This is a genomic window from Faecalispora sporosphaeroides DSM 1294, from assembly GCA_000383295.1.
Classification (GTDB): domain Bacteria; phylum Bacillota; class Clostridia; order Oscillospirales; family Acutalibacteraceae; genus Faecalispora; species Faecalispora sporosphaeroides.
The window spans coordinates 203,564-223,883 of record KB911071.1; the positions used below are offsets into that span (position 1 = coordinate 203,564).

At 56.6% G+C, this 20,320-nt stretch carries 15 protein-coding genes; 8 read left to right on the plus strand and 7 right to left on the minus strand.

Annotated elements, in window-relative coordinates:
- Nucleotides 1-90 precede the first annotated feature (90 nt).
- The 4 genes from G340_RS0111905 (at nt 91) to G340_RS0111920 (ending at nt 7,258) form a co-directional block, all read left to right on the plus strand.
- The gene (locus tag G340_RS0111905; protein ID WP_020073875.1) at nt 91-354 is read left to right on the plus strand and encodes a hypothetical protein; all 264 of its coding nucleotides are present in this window, start codon (nt 91-93) and stop codon (nt 352-354) included.
- 350 nt (nt 355-704) lie between these two features.
- Nucleotides 705-1,475, plus strand: a complete 771-nt coding sequence (gene rlmB, locus G340_RS0111910; RefSeq protein WP_020073876.1) for a 23S rRNA (guanosine(2251)-2'-O)-methyltransferase RlmB — start codon at nt 705-707, stop codon at nt 1,473-1,475.
- A gap of 67 nt (nt 1,476-1,542) precedes the next feature.
- Nucleotides 1,543-4,845, plus strand: a complete 3,303-nt coding sequence (locus tag G340_RS0111915; protein ID WP_326522391.1) for an HAD family hydrolase — start codon at nt 1,543-1,545, stop codon at nt 4,843-4,845.
- A 337-nt stretch (nt 4,846-5,182) separates the two neighbouring features.
- Nucleotides 5,183-7,258 carry an elongation factor G gene (locus G340_RS0111920; RefSeq protein WP_020073878.1) on the plus strand — a complete coding sequence of 692 codons (2,076 nt, stop codon included), beginning with the start codon at nt 5,183-5,185 and terminating at the stop codon, nt 7,256-7,258.
- A 419-nt stretch (nt 7,259-7,677) separates the two neighbouring features.
- Here the strand turns inward: G340_RS0111920 and leuD are convergent, their stop codons facing one another.
- Complete coding sequence (gene leuD / locus G340_RS0111930; protein WP_020073880.1) at nt 7,678-8,163, minus strand: 3-isopropylmalate dehydratase small subunit; 486 nt, start codon at nt 8,161-8,163, stop codon at nt 7,678-7,680.
- Nucleotides 8,160-9,443, minus strand: coding sequence for a 3-isopropylmalate dehydratase large subunit (gene leuC, locus G340_RS0111935; RefSeq protein WP_020073881.1), 1,284 nt, complete (start codon nt 9,441-9,443; stop codon nt 8,160-8,162). Before leuC ends, leuD begins: the two co-directional genes overlap by 4 nt.
- A gap of 234 nt (nt 9,444-9,677) precedes the next feature.
- On the opposite strand from leuC, the gene G340_RS0111940 reads away from it, so the two are divergent.
- The 3 genes from G340_RS0111940 to G340_RS0111950 all read left to right on the plus strand — a co-directional run bounded on the left by G340_RS0111940 (nt 9,678) and on the right by G340_RS0111950 (nt 12,351).
- Nucleotides 9,678-10,313: a Crp/Fnr family transcriptional regulator gene (locus G340_RS0111940; RefSeq protein ID WP_020073882.1), complete on the plus strand. Its 636-nt coding sequence runs from the start codon at nt 9,678-9,680 to the stop codon at nt 10,311-10,313.
- A 240-nt stretch (nt 10,314-10,553) separates the two neighbouring features.
- Nucleotides 10,554-10,910 (plus strand): PH domain-containing protein, encoded by a 357-nt coding sequence (locus G340_RS0111945; RefSeq protein WP_326522393.1) that lies wholly within the window; start codon nt 10,554-10,556, stop codon nt 10,908-10,910.
- Nucleotides 10,903-12,351, plus strand: coding sequence for a YdbT family protein (locus G340_RS0111950; RefSeq protein ID WP_020073884.1), 1,449 nt, complete (start codon nt 10,903-10,905; stop codon nt 12,349-12,351). The genes G340_RS0111945 and G340_RS0111950 overlap by 8 nt, the downstream gene beginning before the upstream one ends.
- A gap of 491 nt (nt 12,352-12,842) precedes the next feature.
- Here G340_RS0111950 and G340_RS0111955 read toward each other — a convergent pair whose 3' ends face one another.
- From G340_RS0111955 to G340_RS0111970, 3 genes are all read right to left on the minus strand, one after another.
- The gene (locus tag G340_RS0111955) at nt 12,843-14,273 is read right to left on the minus strand and encodes a sodium/glutamate symporter (RefSeq protein ID WP_020073885.1); all 1,431 of its coding nucleotides are present in this window, start codon (nt 14,271-14,273) and stop codon (nt 12,843-12,845) included.
- Nucleotides 14,274-14,300: 27 nt separating this feature from the next.
- Nucleotides 14,301-15,374 (minus strand): NAD(P)-dependent oxidoreductase, encoded by a 1,074-nt coding sequence (locus tag G340_RS0111960; RefSeq protein WP_020073886.1) that lies wholly within the window; start codon nt 15,372-15,374, stop codon nt 14,301-14,303.
- Nucleotides 15,375-15,797: 423 nt separating this feature from the next.
- Nucleotides 15,798-16,016, minus strand: a complete 219-nt coding sequence (locus G340_RS0111970) for a hypothetical protein (protein WP_020073888.1) — start codon at nt 16,014-16,016, stop codon at nt 15,798-15,800.
- A gap of 270 nt (nt 16,017-16,286) precedes the next feature.
- Between G340_RS0111970 and G340_RS0111975 the strand changes: the two genes are divergently transcribed.
- Complete coding sequence (locus G340_RS0111975) at nt 16,287-16,694, plus strand: helix-turn-helix domain-containing protein (protein WP_326522392.1); 408 nt, start codon at nt 16,287-16,289, stop codon at nt 16,692-16,694.
- 183 nt (nt 16,695-16,877) lie between these two features.
- On the opposite strand, the gene secA is transcribed toward G340_RS0111975, so the two are convergent.
- Both secA and G340_RS0111985 read right to left on the minus strand, forming a co-directional pair.
- Nucleotides 16,878-19,622, minus strand: a complete 2,745-nt coding sequence (gene secA, locus G340_RS0111980; protein WP_020073890.1) for a preprotein translocase subunit SecA — start codon at nt 19,620-19,622, stop codon at nt 16,878-16,880.
- Nucleotides 19,623-19,894: 272 nt separating this feature from the next.
- Nucleotides 19,895-20,188, minus strand: a complete 294-nt coding sequence (locus G340_RS0111985) for a hypothetical protein (RefSeq protein WP_020073891.1) — start codon at nt 20,186-20,188, stop codon at nt 19,895-19,897.
- Between the last annotated feature and the right edge of the window lie 132 nt (nt 20,189-20,320).

Consider the following 20,320-nt stretch of genomic DNA (forward strand, 5'->3'; position numbering starts at 1 on the left):
GATTGTTATGTGATCCTTTTCCTGTTTCATTCCGTATAAACGTTCGCCTTTCGCCTAAAATAAGGGTATTAAATCAGCAGGAGGCTCACTATGATTCGCGGAATCAGCAGACAGATCATTGAGGTGAAGGAAACGGGAAATATGTACTACGAAAGCGCCTATCTCGTGGTAAAGCCGGAATACGCCAGCGCAGAACGCGAGCTGCTCGAGCGCGAGGCCCGCAAAATACTGCGCAGCATGGACGCTCCCTCCGGCATGAAACGGGCGCGGGGAATCTCTTTCTGGGTGACCCGGGTAGCTCCTCCGGCGGCGGTGGCCGCGGCGGCGGCAATCTTGTATTTTGCCACGATTTGAACCCGCGCACAATCCGCCTTTTTTTCACAATTTATTTTCCTTTCCGCACCCTTTTGTGTTATAATAACCTCACACGGAAAGCCAAAGCAGGGCTTTTCATCAAATGCTCTGCGGGGTACCCCGCACGGGTGTTCTGCTGCTGCAGCCTTGCCCCTCAAATGGGGCAAGGGCTGCGTCTGCACGCATCGGCGGCAAACCACGGCAGAAAAACCGACCAGCTTTCTCCCCCAAAGCATCATTCGTTGCCAATACGAATTCCTGAAAAGATAAAATAACGACGAACAATACTTAACATTTTACCGGTTTGCCCGCGCGGCAAAGCCGACGACCGTGAAAGAGGAGCAGAACATATGGAAGAAAATAGAACCGCCGCGCGCGGCGAAGATGTGATTGCGGGCAGAAACGCCGTAACGGAGGCGCTGAAAGCAGGGCGCACCATCGACAGCATCTATGTGGCCCGGGGCAACCGCACGGGCTCCATCGGCGGCATTATTGCAAAGGCGAAGCAGTCGGGCATCCCCGTAAAGGACGCAGACCCCAAAAAGCTGGATTATCTGTGCGGCCACGCCAACCATCAGGGGGTGGTGGCGGTGGCCGCCGTAAAGGAATACGCCTCGCTGGAGGATCTGTTCCGCGTGGCGGAGGAGCGGGGCGAGCCGCCGTTCTTTCTGATTGCGGACGAGCTGGAGGACCCCCACAATCTGGGGGCGCTTCTGCGCACGGCGGAATGTGCCGGAGCGCACGGCGTGATCGTGCCGCGCCGCCGCGCTGCGGGCCTTACGTTTGCCGTGGGCAAGGCGTCGGCCGGGGCGGTGGAATATGTGCCGGTAGCGCGGGTAAGCAATCTGCCGAGCACACTCGAGGAACTGAAAAAACGCGGCGTATGGATTTATGCCGCCGATATGGACGGCCAGAACTGGTGCGGCGTGGATTACCGCGGCCCCGCCGCGATCGTGATCGGCTCGGAGGGCTTCGGGGTCAGCCGGCTGATCAGAGAAAAATCGGATTTTATCATATCTTTGCCGATGCTGGGAAAGATAAACTCGTTGAATGCTTCTGTGGCATGCGGCGTGATTTGCTATGAGGTCGTACGGCAGCGCAGGGGGATTCAGGCCAAATAAGCAAAAGGACGGGAGCGTGTAGCCTACCATGGAAAACAACAGGGGAAAAAAACCGCCGGAATACTCGGTGGATGACATCCTGGCGGAGGCCAAAGGCCGTTTGAGCAGCAAGGCGTACGAAACGCTGACCGGCAAGGACGAGCAGAGCGCACCGCGGATTCAGCCGCCGGAGCCCCAGCCAAAACCGGAGCAGCCGGCCCCGCCACAGCCCGGGCCGGAAATACCGGCCCCGATTTCTCAGCCCCCGCAGGAGATGCCGGCGCAACCGCTCACTCCCGGGCAGAACGGAGAAATCCGCTTTCGCGCGGCGGACACAGCGGAAGGCCCCTTGGAACCAAAAACCGAAGGAAAAGAAGAACAGCCCGCTCCCCGCGGGCTGAAGGGCTTTTTCGCGCGCCGGCGCAGCCGCAAGGCGGCCAAGGCCTGCGAATTCGATGAAGAAGAGGATATCTACTACGGGCTTCAGCTCAAGCCGGTAGAGGAATATAAAAAGGGATACGACGACGCCGTTTCCGCGGATCAGGGCCCGACCCCCGCGTTTCGCTATCTGTTTGACGAAACGCCGGAGGACGAGGTAGAGAAAGAAATCTCCGCCCGGTTCCAGCCGTGGGAGCCTGCTGCGCCCGTGCGTCTGATTCGGGAAACGCAGCAGCGGCCTTTGGGCCCTACCGCACCCAAAGCCACCGAATCCCCGGCCCCGGAACAGCCCGACCGGCCAAAAAAAGATACGCGCGCCCGGCAGGAATCCGCAGCCCTGACCCCAAAAGAATCCACGCAGGAGTTCCGCCTGCCCGATCTTGCCGCCGGCCATCACCTGCACCTGGAGCCGCTCCCATTCCCGAAGGAGACCGAGAGCGGATATACGGATCTGGAGGAAGCGGCCCGTCTGGTGCGGCAGGCCCGCAAAGAAACCGACGCGCCGGAACAGCGGACGCGCCCCAGGGCCCAACGCCCCGCGCGGGAAGTGATCACCGCGCAGCCGCCGGTTTCTAAAAATGAAATCACAAAAGAAATAGAAGTTGTTCCCCACGAAACGGATCGTCAGCCGCCCGCCGCCGGCCTGCCGAATCAGCCAAGCACACAGGCCCTGCCGCAGGAGCAGGCCAAGCCCGCGCCGGCCGAGCCGAAGCCCGCCCCCGAGCCCGCGCAGCCGGAAGCTCTGAAGCAGAAGGCAATCGGGCAGAGCCCTGCGCAGCCGGAGCCCGCGGTGCTACACTCCTCCGCCGGGCAGGAACCGGCGGCGCCCAAAACAGCAGCCGAGGAGCCTCAGTCCGAGGAGGAAAAGAGGGCGCGCGCCGCGCTCGAACAGCTGCAGGCGGAGGCCGCCCAGCGCAAGGCGGAGCAGCAAAAGAAGGAGCAGATTCGCGCGCTGGTTCGCGCGTCGCGCAAATACCTGCCGAACACCCTGCCCGTCCATGTACTGGAGTTCGACCTGCTCGAAGCGGCGCTGACCCGCGTGGAGGAAAGCTACCAGACCGCGCCGGAGGAACCGCCCAAAGAACCGGCACGCGAACCGCGCCGCCGAAAAAAGCGGCAGCCCGCCTCTTCCGGCGTACATACCTTCCGCTTCCTCGGGGAAGTGGAGGAGGACAACGATCCCGGCGATGAGCCCGGCACCGAGCCGGAGCCTGAGAATCTGGACGACTACACCGCACCCGAGGACGCCCCTTCGATTCTGCACGAGCTGGGCGCGGAGCACCGCGCGCTGGCCCTGCGTGTTTCCGTCACGGGGATTTTGCTGCTCGTGATGCTGTTCTGGGGCTTTGTCAGTGAGCGCTCCGGCATGCTGCCCGCGTTTTTGCGGGCGGAGGTTCTGCCGCTGGCCTACCTGATCACGAACCTGTGCCTGCTGACCATGGTGATCGTGTTCTGCCGCAAAACCGTGCTCGGGGGAATTCGGGCTCTGGTCAGCCTGCAGGCCAACGCGGACAGCGGCGTGGCCGTGGCCGCCGCCGCCGCGTGGATTCAGGGCTTTGCCCTGCTGTTTCAGACGCAGGAGGTGGAAAGAGGGCAGCTGCACCTGTACGCCGTTCTGGCGGCGCTCGGGCTGTTCCTCAACTCCGCGGGCAAGCTCTCCATGGTGCGGCGCATCCGCGCGAACTTCCGCTTTTTGATCTCGCCCGAGCCCAAAATGGGTGTTGAGCTGTTCGACGATTACAACACCGCCCTGCAGCTGGCAAAAGGCTGTGTGGTAGGTGAGCCGCTGATCGCATACCAGAGAAAGACCGGCTTTTTCCGCAATTTTCTGCGCAATTCCTACGAGCCCGACCCCAGCGAGCTGGCGTCGCAGTCAATGTCTCCCCTGCTGTTCCTCGGCACGCTGGTGCTGTGCGCCGTCAGCCTGGTGCTCACCCGCAGCGCCTCCGCCGCGATAACGGCTCTGGCCGCCGCGGCCTGCGTGAGCGCGCCGATCACCAGTATGCTGTGCGTCAACATGCCGATCAGCCGACTGTCCGCTCTGGCGCGGCGATGCGGCACCATGCTGGTGGGCAATCCCGCCGTGGAATATTTCTGCAACACCAACGCGCTGATGACCGACGCCAAGGAGCTGTTCCCCAAGGGTACGGTCATCCTGAACGGGATCAAAACGTTCGGCGGCCAGCGCATCGACGAAGTCATTATGGATGCCAGCGCGGTGATGTGCACTCTGGGCGGCCCTCTGAGCGACCTGTTTGAGCAGATCATTCAGAACCGGCGCGACATTCTGCCGAAGGCCGAAAATATTACCTATGAGGACGAGCGCGGCGTCACCGGCTGGGTAAACGGCCGCCGCACACTAGTGGGCACCCGCTGGCTGCTGGAGCAGCACGGGTTGACTCCGCCCTCCCGTGATTACGAAAACAAATACCTGCTGGGCGGCAAAAAGGTGGTGTATCTCGCCTCGCAGGGGGAGCTGGTCGCCATGTTCGTCGTTTCGTACCATTCCGACAAGCGCCGCGCGCTGGAGCTGCGCCGCATGGAGCGGAACGGCATCAGCCTGATTCTGCGCACGACAGACCCGAACATGACCCCCGAATTCGTGGCTGAATGCTTCGGGCTCGACCCGCACTCCGTACGGGTTCTGCCGGAAACGCTCGGCACCCTGTACCAGACGAAAATCACAAAGGAGCGTGAGCGCGCCGACGCCCTGTTTGTTACGAAGGGCCGCCCCGCCTCCATGATGCGGATGCTGACCGCCTGCGTGCGCGAAAAGAGCAACATCACCATGGCCACCCTGCTGCAAACCGTCGGGGTCATCCTCGGGTTTACGTTCGTGGCATTCCTGGTCTTTTATTCTGGGCTCGAGCAGCTTTCTACCATGGCGCTGCTGCTGTACCAGCTGTTCTGGGCCGCCGCCGTACTGGTCATCCCCCGGCTGCGCAAGCCGTAACACCAAAAAATCGTGCGGGCAACCGGGCTCCTCTGCATTCGACGGACAATTCCCACAAAACGGGAATTGTCCGTTTTTTTGCGCTGTCAAGAGAATTCTGGAGAAACCGCAAAGGAAAACCGAATTCGTTAAATTGTATAGTTTCCATAAAATCGTATTATTGAATGCGTCTAATTTATTGGAAGGCATTGCTTCCTATGTGAAAACAAGATATAATTATAAAAAATAACTGGGATTGGATTGTAGGTAATATCCAAACAACTGCCGTTTGCACAGAACGGTCTCCCGGCATTACCCTACTGCCCCGGCTGGGGCATCTTGAAAGGAGTTTTACCAAGTGAAGCAGTATCATGCGAAAAACATTCTGAACATTGCGATCGCGGGCCACAGCGGCTCGGGGAAAACTACGCTGGCAGAGGCATTGCTGTTTTTGTCCGGCGCGTCTGACCGGCTGGGAAAGGTAGGGGAAGGAAATACGGTTTGTGATTTTGATCCCGAGGAAATCCGCCGCAAGGCCTCCGTGGGCGCAGCCGTTGCTCCGCTGGAATGGAAGAACCACAAGATCAATCTGATCGATACTCCCGGCCTGTTCGACTTTGAGGGCGGGCTTTACGAGGCAGTTCGCGCCGCGGATTCCGTTCTGATCACCGTATCCGGCAAATCCGGCGTGCTGGTCGGAACCGAAAAGGCCAATCAGGCAGCGTCGGCCCGCGGACTTTCAAAAATCTTTTTTGTCAACGGCCTGTGCGACGAAAGCGCGCGCTTTTACCGCGTGTTTGAAGACTTGAAGGCCAGCTTCGGCCCGTCCGTGTGCCCGGTGGTCGTTCCCTATATTGTAGACGGCAACGCCGACTGCTACGTAAACATACTGGAATATAAAGCGTACCGCTACCAAAACGGCACGCCGGTCGAGGTGCCGATGCCCGACATGGGCGACCGCCTGGACGGCCTGCGCACCGCGATTTACGAGGCGGTTGCCGAAACCAGCGAGGAAATGTTCGAGAAATATTTCTCCGGCGAGCAGTTCACGCCGGAAGAAGTGATCGTCGGCGTGAGCAAGGGCGTGAAGAGCGGCACCATCAGCCCGGTGTTCTGCGGCGACGCCCAGCTGACCTACGGCATTGAGCAGCTGCTCAACGGCCTGATCTGGCTGGCCCCCTCCGCCGAGGAAAAGAGCGGCGAGCTGGGGATGGACGTGGACGGAAACCCGGTCGAGCTCTCCGCAAACGAGGACGGAGCCGCCGCCGCAATCGTATTCAAAACGATCGCCGACCCGTTTATCGGCAAGTTATCTTATTTGAAAGTCATTTCCGGCAAAGTCACGACGGAGACACCGCTGGTCAACATGAGAACCGGCAACCCCGAGCGCATCGGCAAGGTGGTCACCATCCGCGGCAAAAAGCAGGAGGAAGCGCAGGCGCTCGTGGCCGGCGACATCGGCGCAGTGCCCAAGCTGCAGGGCACCGGCACGGGAGACACGCTCTGCTCGCCCGCCCGCAAGGTGGTGCTGGAAGGCGTGGATTACCCAACGCCCACCCTTTCGATGGCAATTGTGCCGAAAAACAAGGGCGACGAGGACAAGATCGCACAGGGCATCCTTCGTCTGCTGGAGGAAGATCCCACCCTGCGCTTTGTCAATAACTCCGAAACCCGCCAGATGATTCTCACCGGCCTCGGCGAGCAGCACCTGGATGTGGTGGTATCGAAGCTCAAGAGCAAATTCGGCGTGGAGATTACGCTGACGGAGCCGCGCGTGCCATACCGCGAAACCATTCGCAAAAAGGTGCAGGTGCAGGGCCGGCATAAAAAGCAGACCGGCGGCCACGGCCAGTTCGGCGACGTTTGGATTGAATTCGAGCCCTGCGACAGCGACGGCCTGGAATTCGGCGAACGCGTCGTGGGCGGCTCGGTGCCGAAGGGCTTCTTCCCCGCCGTAGAAAAGGGCCTGCGCGAGAGCATCCAGAAGGGCCCGCTGGCCGGGTACCCGGTGGTCGGCCTGAGAGCCACTCTGTACGACGGCTCGTATCACCCCGTGGATTCCTCCGAAATGGCATTCAAGCTGGCGGCCAATGTCGCGTATAAAACCGGCATGCCGCAGGCAAACCCGGTTCTGCTGGAACCCATCGGCACGCTTTCCGCCACAGTACCGGATTCCAACACCGGCGACGTAATGGGCGAGGTTAACAAGCGCCGCGGCCGCGTTATGGGCATGAACCCCGGGGCTGCCGGAATGCAGGTGGTCGAGGCCGAGGTTCCGATGGCCGAAATGCACGACTTTACCACCTTTATCCGCCAGGTGACCCAGGGGCGCGGCAGCTTTACGTTTACCTTTACCCGCTACGAGGAGGCTCCCGCGCAGGTGGCCCAAAAGGTAGTGGAAGCCGCAAAGGCCGCATCGGAAAAAGCCGAATAACTCTGCTTGATTCAAATTCAGCCGGAGCATTTGCCCATAAGTGGGCCGATGCTCCGGTTTTTTTAGCAAAATAAAATTTTTTTGGAAATTTTGTAACAAATTGGGGTGCTGAATCGTTCTATTACTAGAGCGTTCACGGATGGACGAATTCAATAAGGAAGAAGAAAACCTTCTCCGCCGTATTGCCGAAAGAAATGTGCAGGCGACACGGGAAACCTCTCTCAACTGAATTTGGTTCTTCCGCGATGCGGACCCATTCCCATAAAGCAAGGGGATTTTGACTACTCAGCTGCTTTCAACCAATTGCTTTCTCCTGTCGCATCCATTTGGAAGATGCACTCCTAATCATAACGCAGCAAGGGCGGGGATTCCAAAGAATCCCCGCCCTTGCTGCGTATATCTGTGAAAATTCGTCTTGTTTACGGATTGGCGATGCTGTTCAGCAGCCCGCCCTTTGCAATAATGTTTTGAATAAACGGCGGGAACGGCTGGGCCTGATACGCTTTGCCCGTGGTGAGGTCGCGGATCACACCGGTGTCGAAATCCACACTGACCTCGTCGCCGGCCTGAATCTCACGGGCGGCCTCCTCGCACTCCAGAATCGGCAGGCCGATGTTGATGGAGTTGCGGTAGAAAATCCGCGCGAAGGTTGCGGCAATCACGCAGGAGACGCCGCTCGCCTTTATCGCGATGGGGGCGTGCTCACGGGAGGAGCCGCACCCGAAATTTTTATTCGCCACGATAATATCCCCCGGACGCACCCGGTTGACAAAATCCGCGTCGATGTCTGCCATGCAGTGCTGCGCCAGCTCCTGATGCGACGAGGTATTCAGGTAGCGCGCCGGAATAATCACGTCGGTATCTACGTTGTCGCCGTACTTGTGTACTGCTCCCTGTGCGTTCATTCTGCGTCCTCCTTTCCGGTTTCCAAAGCCGCGGGGTCGGTCAATACGCCGGTCACCGCGCTGGCCGCCGCCACCGCGGGGCTTGCCAGATACACCTCGGACTCAATGTGGCCCATTCTGCCCACAAAGTTGCGGTTTGTAGTAGAAACCGCCCGCTCCCCTTTGCCGAGGATGCCCATGTGCCCGCCGAGACACGGCCCGCAGGTGGGGGTGGAGAACACCGCTCCGGCCTCGACAAAAATCTCGGCCAATCCCTCGCGCATCGCCTGCAGATAAATGCTCTGGGTGCCGGGAATGATAATGCAGCGCACGCGCTTGTTCACCTTGCGCCCCTTTAAAATCTCCGCCGCGGCGCGCAGGTCTTCCATCCGTCCGTTTGTGCAGGAGCCGATCACGGCCTGATCGATCTTTACCGTGCCCGCCTCGTCGATGGTGCGGGTATTCTCCGGCAGATGCGGAAACGCGATGGTGGGACGCAGGGTGGAGAGATCAATCACGATCTCGCTGTCGTACTGCGCATCCTCGTCGGCGGTGTAGATCACCGGCTCGCGTTGGAAACGATCCTTGCAGTAAGCGAGTGTGATCTCATCCACCGGGAAAATGCCGTTCTTCGCGCCGGCCTCGATCGCCATGTTCGCGATGCACAGGCGGTCGTCCATCGAAAGGGATTTGACGCCCTCGCCCGTGAATTCCAGCGACTGATACAGAGCGCCGTCCACGCCGATTTTGCCGATCAAATGCAGAATCACGTCCTTGCCGGACACATATTGGGGACACTTGCCGTTCAGCACCACGCGGATGGCCCCCGGCACCTTAAACCAGGCCCTGCCGGTGATCATGCCCGCCGCCATATCGGTGGAACCGACGCCCGTGGAAAACGCGCCCAGCGCGCCGTAGGTGCAGGTATGCGAATCTGCGCCGATCACGCAGTCGCCGGGGCCAACCAGACCCTGTTCCGGCAAAAGCGCATGCTCAATGCCCATCTGACCCACGTCGAAGAAATTCGTAATGTCGTATTTGTCCGCAAAATTGCGGGTCTGCCGGCATTGCTCCGCCGCCTTGATATCTTTGTTCGGCGTAAAATGGTCGAGCACCAGTGCGATTTTATCCTTGTGAAAAATCCCTGTGGCCCCGCTCTTTTCAAACTCGTTGATGGCCACCGGGCTGGTAATATCGTTGCCCAGAACCAAATCCAGCGACGCCTCCACCAGCTGCCCCGCCGTTACCTGCGGCAGCCCGGCCTTTGCTGCCAGAATTTTTTGCGTCATCGTCATGCCCATCGGTTCAAACCCTCCCCTGATTTGATGAATGCTGCTTGCCTGTTTTCTTTTCTCTATTATCGCACCCTTCTTGCGCAAAGAATGTAAAGCATGATACAATTGAGGAAATATTTTATCAGATTTCTACCGCGTGATCAGCAAGACGAAAAAGCGGCTGCCTCCTTTCCGCCGTCAGCGGGAAGAGGACCATTTTCTTTGAAGCAAGCGAAATATCGACAGCAGGGGGAACGGCAAATGGAACAGCTAAAATGGGCGGCGGAAAGTTTGTGGGAGGTATTGGGCCGCAAAGAGACGCCCCGGCTGTACCCGGGGAACCAGATGATTTACCGGCAGGGTGAGCTGGCGGAGCGTTTTTATTATTTAAAGAGCGGCCGGGTACGGATTTTTATGAGCTCTGAAAACGGGCAGGAAAAAACCCTCACCCTGCTCGAGCGGGGGAACATCTTCGGTGAGGCTGCGTTTTTTGACGGTCTTCCCCGCGTTTCTTCCGCGCGCACGCTGGAAAAGTCACAGATCATTCCCGTCAGCCGCGAGGTGCTGCTCGACTGCTTCCGCGAGGAGCCGATGCTCGCCTTTCAGCTGCTGCATCTGTTCTCAAAAACAGTGCGCATGCTGTCCAATCAGGTGGATCACATGACCTTTCTGCAGGCCGATCGGCGCATCGCAAAAATTCTCACCGAACTTTCAGGAGGGCGCGGCGGGGAACCCATCGCCTGCTCGCATGAGGATTTGGCAAGCATGGCGGGAGTCTCCCGCGTAACCGCCAGCCGGGTTTTAAGTGAGTTCTCCCGGCGCGGCTGGATTTCCACCCGGTATCGGAGCATCCAAATCCTGAATCTGGAGGCCCTTTTACACTTTGCACTCTCCTGACGGAATTCCACGCGGGCCGCCAACGCTTTCCGCTCAAACGGCAGATAGGATTCCGGGTTTGAGTTTCAAAGGCCCTCCCGCCGCTGGCAATTTGCCGCCGTTCGTGACGCGAGGCCTTCATAATCCGTAGATTTTGGGGAAAATAATCTGGGGTGATCTGCTTTGGAATTCGGGCTGGGAAAAAACAGCATCCGCCTTTGGCGCATTTGGGGAACACTGGCTGCACTGCCGGCATGCTTTGTGAGCGGCATAGCCGCGGCGCTTTTCCCGATTGCGGGCATAATTTTATGTATTATTTTCATAACAATATACTTATTGTATTATTTTTGGTATACTCCGCGCCTGTTCCGTTCCAGTTCGGCCGGCCTTCAAAACGGTCGGCTGACCTGGCGGACGGGCGTGCTGTTTTCAGTGCGCATTTCCCTGCGCCTCGAAACGATTCTCACCGCATCCATTTCGCGCACGCCCCTGCAAAGCCTGCTGGGGCTCTGCACGCTTTCGGTACGCCCAGTCGGCGCGCCCATCTCCCTGCGGCAGCTGGCGGAGTCCGACGCCCGGGAGCTGCTGCGCCGCATTGAGGAGGCCGCCGATGACTAAACGCCCGCATGTGGTTACGCTGTGGAACTATCTTTCCCGCTTTTTCTTCCTGCTGATTGTCCCGCTGGTGCAGGCGGTGTTCCACGCGCCGTTTTCAGAAGTGGCGTGGAGCAGCCTGCCCGGCGTGATTGCCGTCGCGGGGATCGCGTGCTTTCAGTACCTCAGCTGCGGGTACGGCGTCACCGCTCTGGAGGACGACGGGCGCAGCCTTTCTATTTTGTACTGGGACAGCGGGCTGTTCTTTCACAGGCACCGCATTCTACCGGCGGACTGCGTCGCCTCGGTGTTTCTGCGGCTGAACCCGATTCTCGACCTCTGCGGCGCGGTGCAGGTGATGCTCGACAGCCCCGCGGCAAACGCGAAGCGCCCCAGCCTGACGCTGCTGCTGCGCAAAAAAGAGCCGATGCGCTGGTGGAATCAGCTACGGGAAGAAATCACGCACCGCTACGCTGCCAGCCCCGTGCGCGTGGTGCTGATGGCCGTATCGTGGTCGAACCCCGCCTCGGGCCTGCTGGTGATCGGCATTCTGCTCAACCGCGCCGGAAAGCTGCTTGGGGAGGAGCTCACCCGGCGGCTGTACGGCATTTATGAAAGCGTGAACCAGACCCAGCGGCTCATCGCCTGGGGACTGCCCCCCATGGTCGCAATCGTCGGCTGGCTGATGGCCTTGGGGTGGTTCTGCGCATTTCTGGTACAGTTCTTCCGCTACGTCTTTTTCACTGCGGGCACATGCCCTGCCGGCACCATGATTTCACGGGGGCTGTTCATCCGCAGCCGGCAGCTGCTCACCGATCAGGCCATTCGCGCGGTGGCGATTCGCCAAACACTGATGATGCGTCTGCTGCATCTGTCGTCGGTCTACCTGCACACCATCGGCTCGGGCAAAGAAAAGGGCGACCGCAGCCTTTTGATGGCCGCGGCAAACACCCAGGAGCTGCACTATCACCTGGCCCGCTTTTACCCGAAGGAATCGCCGTATTTCTTTTCGCGCGAAAGGATGACGAGCGTGCGTCCGCCCAAAAACACCCTGCTGAGCTTTGTTTTGGCGCCGCTATTGCACGCTGCGGCCATCTTTCTGCTTTACGCGCTGTTTGTGCGGTATCTTGCCCTGTTTTCGCCGCTGGTGCTGTCTCTGCTGGTATTCCCGCTGTATTATCTGCTGCTCCGCACGGCCGCATACCGCAACTCCTTTCTGGCCGAAGACGACACCCATATCGCCGCCTGCGGCTATGTGGGCGATCAGCTGTTCACGGCGGTGCTGCCCAAAAGCGCGGTGCAGGCCGTGGTGATCCGCCAAAATCCGCTGCAGCGGCGCAGCGGGCGCTGCAGGGTACGGCTGTGCATCGGAACCGAAAAAGGCGCCTGCTTTGATCTGCGCCATTTCCGGCTGAAGGATCTGCAAAGGCTCTCTTTTCTTTGGGAGGCAGCGGAACGGCCGTAACCAGCTGCCGGGCACCAACAGGCCGTTCGGAATCGGGTCGCTTTCCCCCAAAGCGCGAAGAGCGAAATAAAAATATCAGGGCGCCGCAGTACTGCGGCGCCCTGATATTAAAAAGAGAGAGTAATCAAACGAAAACCGGCGGGTATTCCAACTAGAGGGGGCTGGAACAGAAAGCATCCCTTGTCCGGCATCTAATTATCAATTATACTGACTTAAAAGAAATTTTGCAATAGTTTTTGTGCTAAATTAGAAAAAATATCAAAAAAATTCAAAAAGTATAATCTTTATGAGAACATAAGCACAATCGAATTCACGATTTTTTTAGGTAAAACCGGCAGGCAGCGAAAAAGCGCGCGGGCCGAATTCCAAGGCGATTCAGCCCGCGCACAAATCCAAATGGCCCGACAGGCATCCCCCAAAAGGGACGCCTGTCGGGCCAACCATTCCATTTCTATCATAAGGGAGCTTATACTCAGACAAAAAGAACCTCATCAGCGCGCGCTTTCGTGAACCAGCTCAACCGGCCCTTCTTCCTTCGCCGTGTTCTTGAGCGCGCGGCCCTTGGGCAGTGGCCCGCCGGGCGCATACCACTTCATCTTCCAGCCCACCAGAAGAATCACGATGGTTGCCACAACACAGGCCCAGCCGAGAATATAGCTGCTGATGATCGGAAAAAGTCCGATAAAAATAGGCGGCGCCACAGTCAGGAAGGTGATAATCGGGCGGGAAATCAGGTTCGCAAAACCGGTATCCTCCACCGCGTAGGCCCGTTGATCCGGATCAACAATACGCTCCAACAGGATTCCGGTAGCCAGCACGCCGCAGGCCTGGCCCCAAACCATCAGATTGCGCTCAAACCAGTCTTTGGGAGAGGTATGCCCGCCGATGAAGATGAACCACGCCCAGTTCAGAATGAAAGCCGCAGCGATGGTAACAAGAAGCGGAACCGCATAGGTGATGACCACCTGTACATTGATGGAGCCGAGCGCTGAAACAATCAGAAAATCGGTGGAGGTACCGCTGATACGGCTGATTGTGGACTTGTCCACATAACGCGCGGCCTTGGTCTTTTTCATCGCAAACTGAACCAGATAGCCCGCAATCAGCGCGGTGCAGAATACGGGGATTTCAAAGCCGGTAAGGCCCTTGAAATACCGGGTCATCAGGTAGCCCAAATAGCCCGCCAGCAGAACAATCCCCAGATGGAACGCCATGGAATCCAGGCTGATGCCGGAAACCGTGATCTTGCCGGCTTTCTTCTGATTCTCCGGCGGGATCAGTCCGGTCAGCATCTCCCTCGGCAGATCGTGCGGATCGGTAACATAATTGGTGTACCCCTTGCGGGCGCCCCAGTTGATGATGACGATTCCCAGAAGAATTCCGCCGATGATCCCCACCGAGCACAGGGTATAGCCGACCACCGCACCGTCGCTCCAGCCTACCAGCTCCAGCGCGCCGCCGACCGCCGCCGCCGTGCCGGGGCCGCCGAAGAACGCGGTGGCCATCATCAGGCCAAAGCCCTCATGCAACTGCGGATAGAAAATGCGCAGCACATACATGGTGAGCAGAATGCCCACACCGTACTGCAATACGGCAATCCCCATGGTGTTCACGGTCATGCCCCACATCATTTTGGAGCGCTCGGAGTTTTTATCGGTCTTTCTGGGCTCTCCGTCGTCCTCGTCAATGGGCGCGGCGGCAAAGATGACCGCTACCAAAACCGCGGCATACGTGCCCAGCCACTTGGAAAACGGAATCCAGCCCAAGCCGTTCGGCCCCAGAACAAACGCCAGAATACCGGCCAGCAGCGAGGCCGGAATAAAGAATTTTTGAAAAATCGGGATTTTTGCGCGCATCAATTGCCCGGCCAGCAGCAAAATCCCAATCCAGCTGAGGTCTACAAACACATCCCATAACGTCATAATAAAACCCCTCTCCCATCGTTTGGATCACTCGTGATAATAGGGCAGCTGCTCATCAAAGTGTGCTTTTCCGTTTCGGTACCATGCAATCATGTGGGCGACGGTATTGGCCGCCTTGCTTTTTGCCGCAACATCGGAGTTGAATGCCTGATGAGGCTGCACGTACACATTCCCGGTGCGGTTGATTGCGTGGTCCAGCAGAACCTTCGCGGCGATTCGGTCTTCTTCGTTCCATTTCTCGTGTCCGTTCAGCGCTTTTTCAAAGCCCTCTTCGTCGCTGAACACGTCCAGGCCAATCCCCAGGATCTTCCCGCTGTTGTACAAATCCAGCAGCGTGGATTCCGGGGCAATATCGCCGCGAGTCACATTGACAAACACGAAGTCCTTTGGAAAAGAAGAGAGGTACTCTTTTGAAAAGTAGTTGACGTTATACAGCCTGCTGCGCGGCGAACGGGTCAGATTCATCGCGCAGACCACAATATCGCTGGTTCGGGCCGCTTCCTCCTTGGTGACGAAATGCACACTTTCCCCATATTCCTGTTTCAGCTCTTCCTGACGAATATCCACAGCCTGCACGTTCAGGCCGTTCCCCACCAAGAGGTCATAGATTCTGCGCCCGATTTTCCCCACGCCAAACACGGTGGCCGTGCGCTCCGGCACAAACTCCATAAAGGATTTTGCCTTATTCCGCTCAAAGGTCATGGTGTTTTCCGTGTAATGGTTCAGGTAACCGGCCGCGGCGTGCACCAGCTTTACCGCGGTTTGCGCCACGGAATTAACACAGTACTCCCGCAGGGAGGTGATGTTCAAAACCTCTGCGTACTGTTCAAAGTGGTCGTACCCGGCGCTTCTGGTAATCACGCTTTTTCCGCCGCTTTTTATGTACTCTTCCGGCAAAACCGAATGGGTTTTTGTCGTAATCAGTTCCGGCAGAATTAAACCCGGGTGCGCCGCCAGATAATCCTGCACATTGCTCGGGGTAATCAGATCCTTCATGTCCGCCGGCAGCTTCCCCTGCCGAATCGCGGCGTCCGTCTGTTCCCTTAAATGCTCCGCCTCCGCGCCGAGCGCCTCAAAATGAATCACATCATACTCTCCCAAAATGAAACCTCCCATCTTATTCGCGTCGGGGGTGTTTGCCAAACATTCCCCCGGCGCCAACAGCATGATTCAACTTTTTTGCAAGGCCATTTTTCGTTTTTTCAATCACCTCTTTTTCTTGTTTTCAAACCATTCGGACAGCAGAAGATCACCTTCTTTTCCCCGGCGAAGCCATCCGAAAAGATTGCCTGATTTCATTGCCGCAGCAGGTCTTTGCAGAGAAGCCGCGGCGTTTCCTCGGCGCTCTAAGCCCCCACAGGCTCATTTCGCTTTACCTCTTATTTCAAAATGATTGTCCATTTATTACTAAATATAATATTATTAAAGCGATATATTATTGTAAAAATGCCATACTATTCTATAAATAGAAAACTAATGTTTATATTGGGGTAAAGCGCTCCCTTCCAAAATGCGGCCGGCGGCCTAATGGAATTTGGAGGAATACTTTTCGCCAAACATCGTTTCTATCTGGAGGATTTCGCTGTCATGGAAATGGCGGATGCCCCGCATTTTATCCGTCAGATTCTGCGGCCACACTCCCAGTTGCCTGGCCACGGCGCGCAGCTCTATATTTTTGATGATGGACTGCGTTTTGATCCACACCCCAAACGGGGTCAGCGGGCGTGAGTTTCGTTTGCTCATCACTCTCATCTCCTGTTTCACGATGTTTCTATTCTGTTTCTATAGCACTTTCCATGGACAGGATTTTTTTTGTATGATATCATGAAGGGTAATCAAATTCTTATTCTGCTTTTTATGCGATTGGATAAGAGAGATCAAAATCCTACAACGCTTTTAGTATAATACGATATATCTAACAAGTCAAGACTAAAATTCGATATTTCTTAAATTTGTGGAGAGAGAGATTGATGTATGAAAACAGAACCTTTGGAATATAACAGCGGTAAAATATTGAAACAGATCTTAAATGCGATTGAACAAAGGCGGATTTCGGAGAAAGAGTGCCTTGTCAAAAGCCAAGTCAACACCAGCTTTTTATCCGACTGGAAAAACGGGAAAATCAAGTCGCCGCCATTTGATAAGATATATCGTATAGCGCGCTTTCTCAATTTGTCGCTCGACCTTCTTGCGGACAACACTCCGCCCCCCAGCCAGCTGCCGGAACCGGAGCAGTTCCTTTTGAACGGCTTTCGCAAGCTCGACCAACTGGAGCAGCAGATCATTTTGGGGAAAATTTCGGAGATGCTGTATCAGAAAAAAAATTTCGAGGAGCAGAGACTGGACACAGAGCAAGTGGCTGGGAATCTACTTTCTGGTCTGGATTGTACGGATGCGGTAAGCTCTGGGAAAAAGGATTGATTTTTGGGGAAAAATGGTTACTGTTAACCGTTTGCTCCTTTTTAGCGCACACATTCTCCCACAGGCAGTTTTTTCTGGTTTTCAGTAAATTGACGAGGTGAGGCGCGCCTCTAATACATATCAAAAAAGGCCTGCCCGTTGGGCAAGCCTTTTTTCTGTTCTATACTACTGCGCGTGTGCGGATTATTCGTCGCGGCCGCAGCATTTTTTATACTTTTTTCCGCTCCCGCAGGGGCAGGGGTCGTTGCGGCCGATCTTTTTCCCGTTCACCACGGGGCGCTTTTCCTCGCTGCCGTCACCGGCACCGGCCGCCATGGTGGGCTTTGCCACCTCTTCGCGCTTGGGCTCTTCTTTGGTTTGCAGGCGCACCGTCAGCATCATGCGGGCCGTGTTCTCGCGAATCTGCGCGATCATCGCGTCGAACATATCGTAGCCTTCCATGCGGTACTCTACCACCGGGTCACGCTGCGCGTAGGCGCGCAGGCGAATCCCTCGCTGCAGCTCTTCCATGGCGTCAATGTGATCCATCCACAGAGTGTCGACATTTTTGAGCAAAATCACGCGCTCGAGCTCACGCACGATCTCGGGGCCAAACTCCTGCTCGCGCTGTTCGTACAGGCGATTCGCGATTTTCAGCAGCTCGCCCTTCACATATTCGGGGTCAAGATCCTCGAGCTCCTCCGGCGAGAAGTCGAGATCGTTCGGCTGCAGCAGCCAGCCCATATAATGGTCGCGCAGTCCCTTGAAGTCCCAGTCGTCGTGCAGCTGATCCTCCGGCAGGTAGCGCTTTACATTGGTGTCGATCGCCTGCTCGATCATCGTGATGATCTGACCGCGGATGTTTTCGCCGTTGAGCACCTGATCGCGCTGCTTGTAGATGACCTCGCGCTGGCGGTTCAACACATCGTCGTACTGCAGAACGTTTTTGCGGATGCCGAAGTTGCGGCCTTCCACCTTGCGCTGCGCGCCTTCGATGGTCTTGGATAGCATGCTGGCCTCGATCGGCATATCCTCCTCCACCTTGAGGGAATCCATCAGATTCGAGATGCGTTCGCCGCCGAACAGACGCATCAGATCGTCCTCCAGCGAGATATAGAACCGGCTCTTGCCGGGGTCGCCCTGACGGCCGGCGCGGCCGCGCAGCTGGTTGTCGATACGGCGCGATTCATGGCGCTCGGTACCGATGATATAAAGACCGCCCAGCGAGCGAACCTCTTCGGCAATGGGACGAACCTGCTCTTTATATTTTTCATTCAGCTCCACAAAGGTTTTGCGGGCTTCGAGGATTTCGGGATCCTGCGTATCGGAATACGCGGTGGATTCGCTGATGAGCTCTTCCGAAAAGCCCAGGCGGCGCATCTCGGATTTTGCCATATATTCGGCGTTGCCGCCCAGCATAATATCGGTACCGCGCCCGGCCATGTTGGTGGCGATGGTGACGGCGCCCTTTTTACCGGCCTGCGCAACGATTTCGGCTTCTTTTTCGTGGTACTTCGCATTGAGCACCTCGTGCTTGACGCCGCGGCGTTTGAGCATACTGCTGAGAATTTCGGATTTTTCGATCGAAATGGTGCCGACCAGCACAGGCTGCCCCTTTTTGTAATGCTCCTCCACATCCTCGATCACGGCGTCAAACTTGGCCTTTTCGGTCTTGTAGACGACATCGGGCAAGTCCTCGCGCGCCAGCGGGCGGTTGGTGGGGATTTCCACAACGTCCAGCTTGTAGATCTCGCGGAATTCTTCCTCTTCGGTCATGGCCGTACCGGTCATACCGGAGAGCTTTGCGTACAGGCGGAAATAATTCTGGAACGTGATGGTAGCCAGCGTTTTGCTCTCTCTGGCAACCTCTACGCCTTCCTTGGCCTCAATGGCCTGGTGCAGGCCCTCGTTGTAGCGGCGGCCATACATCAAACGGCCGGTGAACTCGTCCACGATGATGACCTCGCCGTCCTTCACAACGTAGTCGATATCGTTGCGCATCACACCGTTCGCCTTAATCGCCTGATTGACGTGGTGCTGAATCGTCAGGTTCTCGGGGTCGGTCAGATTTTCAATCTGGAAGAATTTTTCCGCCTTCTTCACGCCCGAAGGGGTAAGAGAAGCGGTTTTCAGCTTTTCGTTGACGATGTAGTCATATTCCTTGTACAGCTCGTCGTTGTCTTCCTTTTCGTCCACCTCGGCCACGCGAACCATTTTCAGCTGCTTGGCCAGACGGTCGGCCAGTGCGTACAGCTCGGTGGATTTATCCCCCTGGCCGGAAATGATCAAAGGTGTGCGGGCCTCATCGATCAGGATGGAGTCCACCTCATCGACAATTGCGTAATTGTGGCCGCGCTGTACCTTATTCTCTTTGTAGATCACCATGTTGTCGCGCAGGTAATCAAAGCCCATCTCGTTGTTGGTGCCGTACGTGATGTCTGCCGCATAGGCGGCCTTGCGCTGCTCGTTGTCTATTTCGTGCGTAATCAGACCGACGGTCAGGCCAAGGAAGCGGTACACCTTGCCCATCCATTCCGAGTCGCGGCGGGCCAGGTAATCGTTGACCGTAACCACGTGCACGCCCTTGCCGGAGAGCGCGTTCAGGTAAGCCGGCAGGGTCGCCACCAGCGTTTTACCTTCACCGGTCTTCATTTCACTGATGCGCCCCTGGTGCAGCACGATGCCGCCAATGATCTGTACCGGGAAATGCCGCATCTCTAATATGCGGGCGGAGCCCTCCCGGCAAACGGCAAACGCGTCGGGCAGGATGTCGTCCAGCGTTTCGCCATTTGCGAGCCTTTCTTTGAGCGCAGGCGTCTGCGCTTTCAGCTCGGTGTCCGACATGGCTTTGTATTTTTCCTCCAACGCCAGAACAGCATCGCAAAGGGGCTGAATCCGCTTCAACTCGCGTTTGCTGTAATTACCAAAGAACTTGGCCAAAATATTCATCGTCTTCACCTCAACACAATTTAAAAGCGAAACGGCACCTGTTTCGCCTAATCAGCTTTGCACGTATGTGATTTTTATTATAGCATAGAGCCGTATAAAAAAAAAGAAGATTGTGTAAACAAACAGTTTCTGCCATTTGGCCGCTCTGCGCGTTATGGCGCCAAGCAAAACGCTTTTTGCCGCGGCGAGCTCTACACTGTATTATAAACGGAAACCCGTCCTGTATCCGCTCAAAAAGCGAAAGACACAGGACGGGCTTTATTCATTCGCATTCACCGGAACATGCGGTAGACAGAGCCGGCAATCATCACAAGGAAAAGAACCATGTAACCTAACAGCTCATGGCTTTGCTCTTTGGTTCTTTCCTCTTTGCAGACATGCCAGATGATCCCCAGAAACACGAGCGTGATCACTCCCAGAAGAAGCTGCGGGGAATACGCCAGAACCGGAATTTCCGGCAGCATAATCACGGTACCGCAAAACAGAAACAGAAAAACCCACAGCTTGTAGATACCCCTTCTCTCCAATATTTCACTCTGAATTCCCTGCCAGTATTCTTTGTTCATGGCGGTTCCTCCCTCATGTCAGAATTGGCATCTTCCAGTATAAAAACAGCTTTCATTGAACGTAATACATTACAGATACAGCCCTATCATAAACCATAACGCAAGTAATATAACCGCAATATTCAACAGGAC

Excerpts from the sequence above, each read along its gene's own strand:
- G340_RS0111905 (WP_020073875.1), top strand. The coding sequence starts at position 91 with ATGATTCGCGGAATCAGCAGACAGATCATTGAGGTGAAGGAAACGGGA.
- rlmB (WP_020073876.1), top strand. The coding sequence starts at position 705 with ATGGAAGAAAATAGAACCGCCGCGCGCGGCGAAGATGTGATTGCGGGC.
- leuD (WP_020073880.1), bottom strand. The coding sequence starts at position 8,163 with ATGAACGCACAGGGAGCAGTACACAAGTACGGCGACAACGTAGATACC.
- leuC (WP_020073881.1), bottom strand. The coding sequence starts at position 9,443 with ATGGGCATGACGATGACGCAAAAAATTCTGGCAGCAAAGGCCGGGCTG.
- G340_RS0111940 (WP_020073882.1), top strand. The coding sequence starts at position 9,678 with ATGGAACAGCTAAAATGGGCGGCGGAAAGTTTGTGGGAGGTATTGGGC.
- G340_RS0111950 (WP_020073884.1), top strand. The coding sequence starts at position 10,903 with ATGACTAAACGCCCGCATGTGGTTACGCTGTGGAACTATCTTTCCCGC.
- G340_RS0111955 (WP_020073885.1), bottom strand. The coding sequence starts at position 14,273 with ATGACGTTATGGGATGTGTTTGTAGACCTCAGCTGGATTGGGATTTTG.
- G340_RS0111970 (WP_020073888.1), bottom strand. The coding sequence starts at position 16,016 with ATGAGCAAACGAAACTCACGCCCGCTGACCCCGTTTGGGGTGTGGATC.
- secA (WP_020073890.1), bottom strand. The coding sequence starts at position 19,622 with ATGAATATTTTGGCCAAGTTCTTTGGTAATTACAGCAAACGCGAGTTG.
- G340_RS0111985 (WP_020073891.1), bottom strand. The coding sequence starts at position 20,188 with ATGAACAAAGAATACTGGCAGGGAATTCAGAGTGAAATATTGGAGAGA.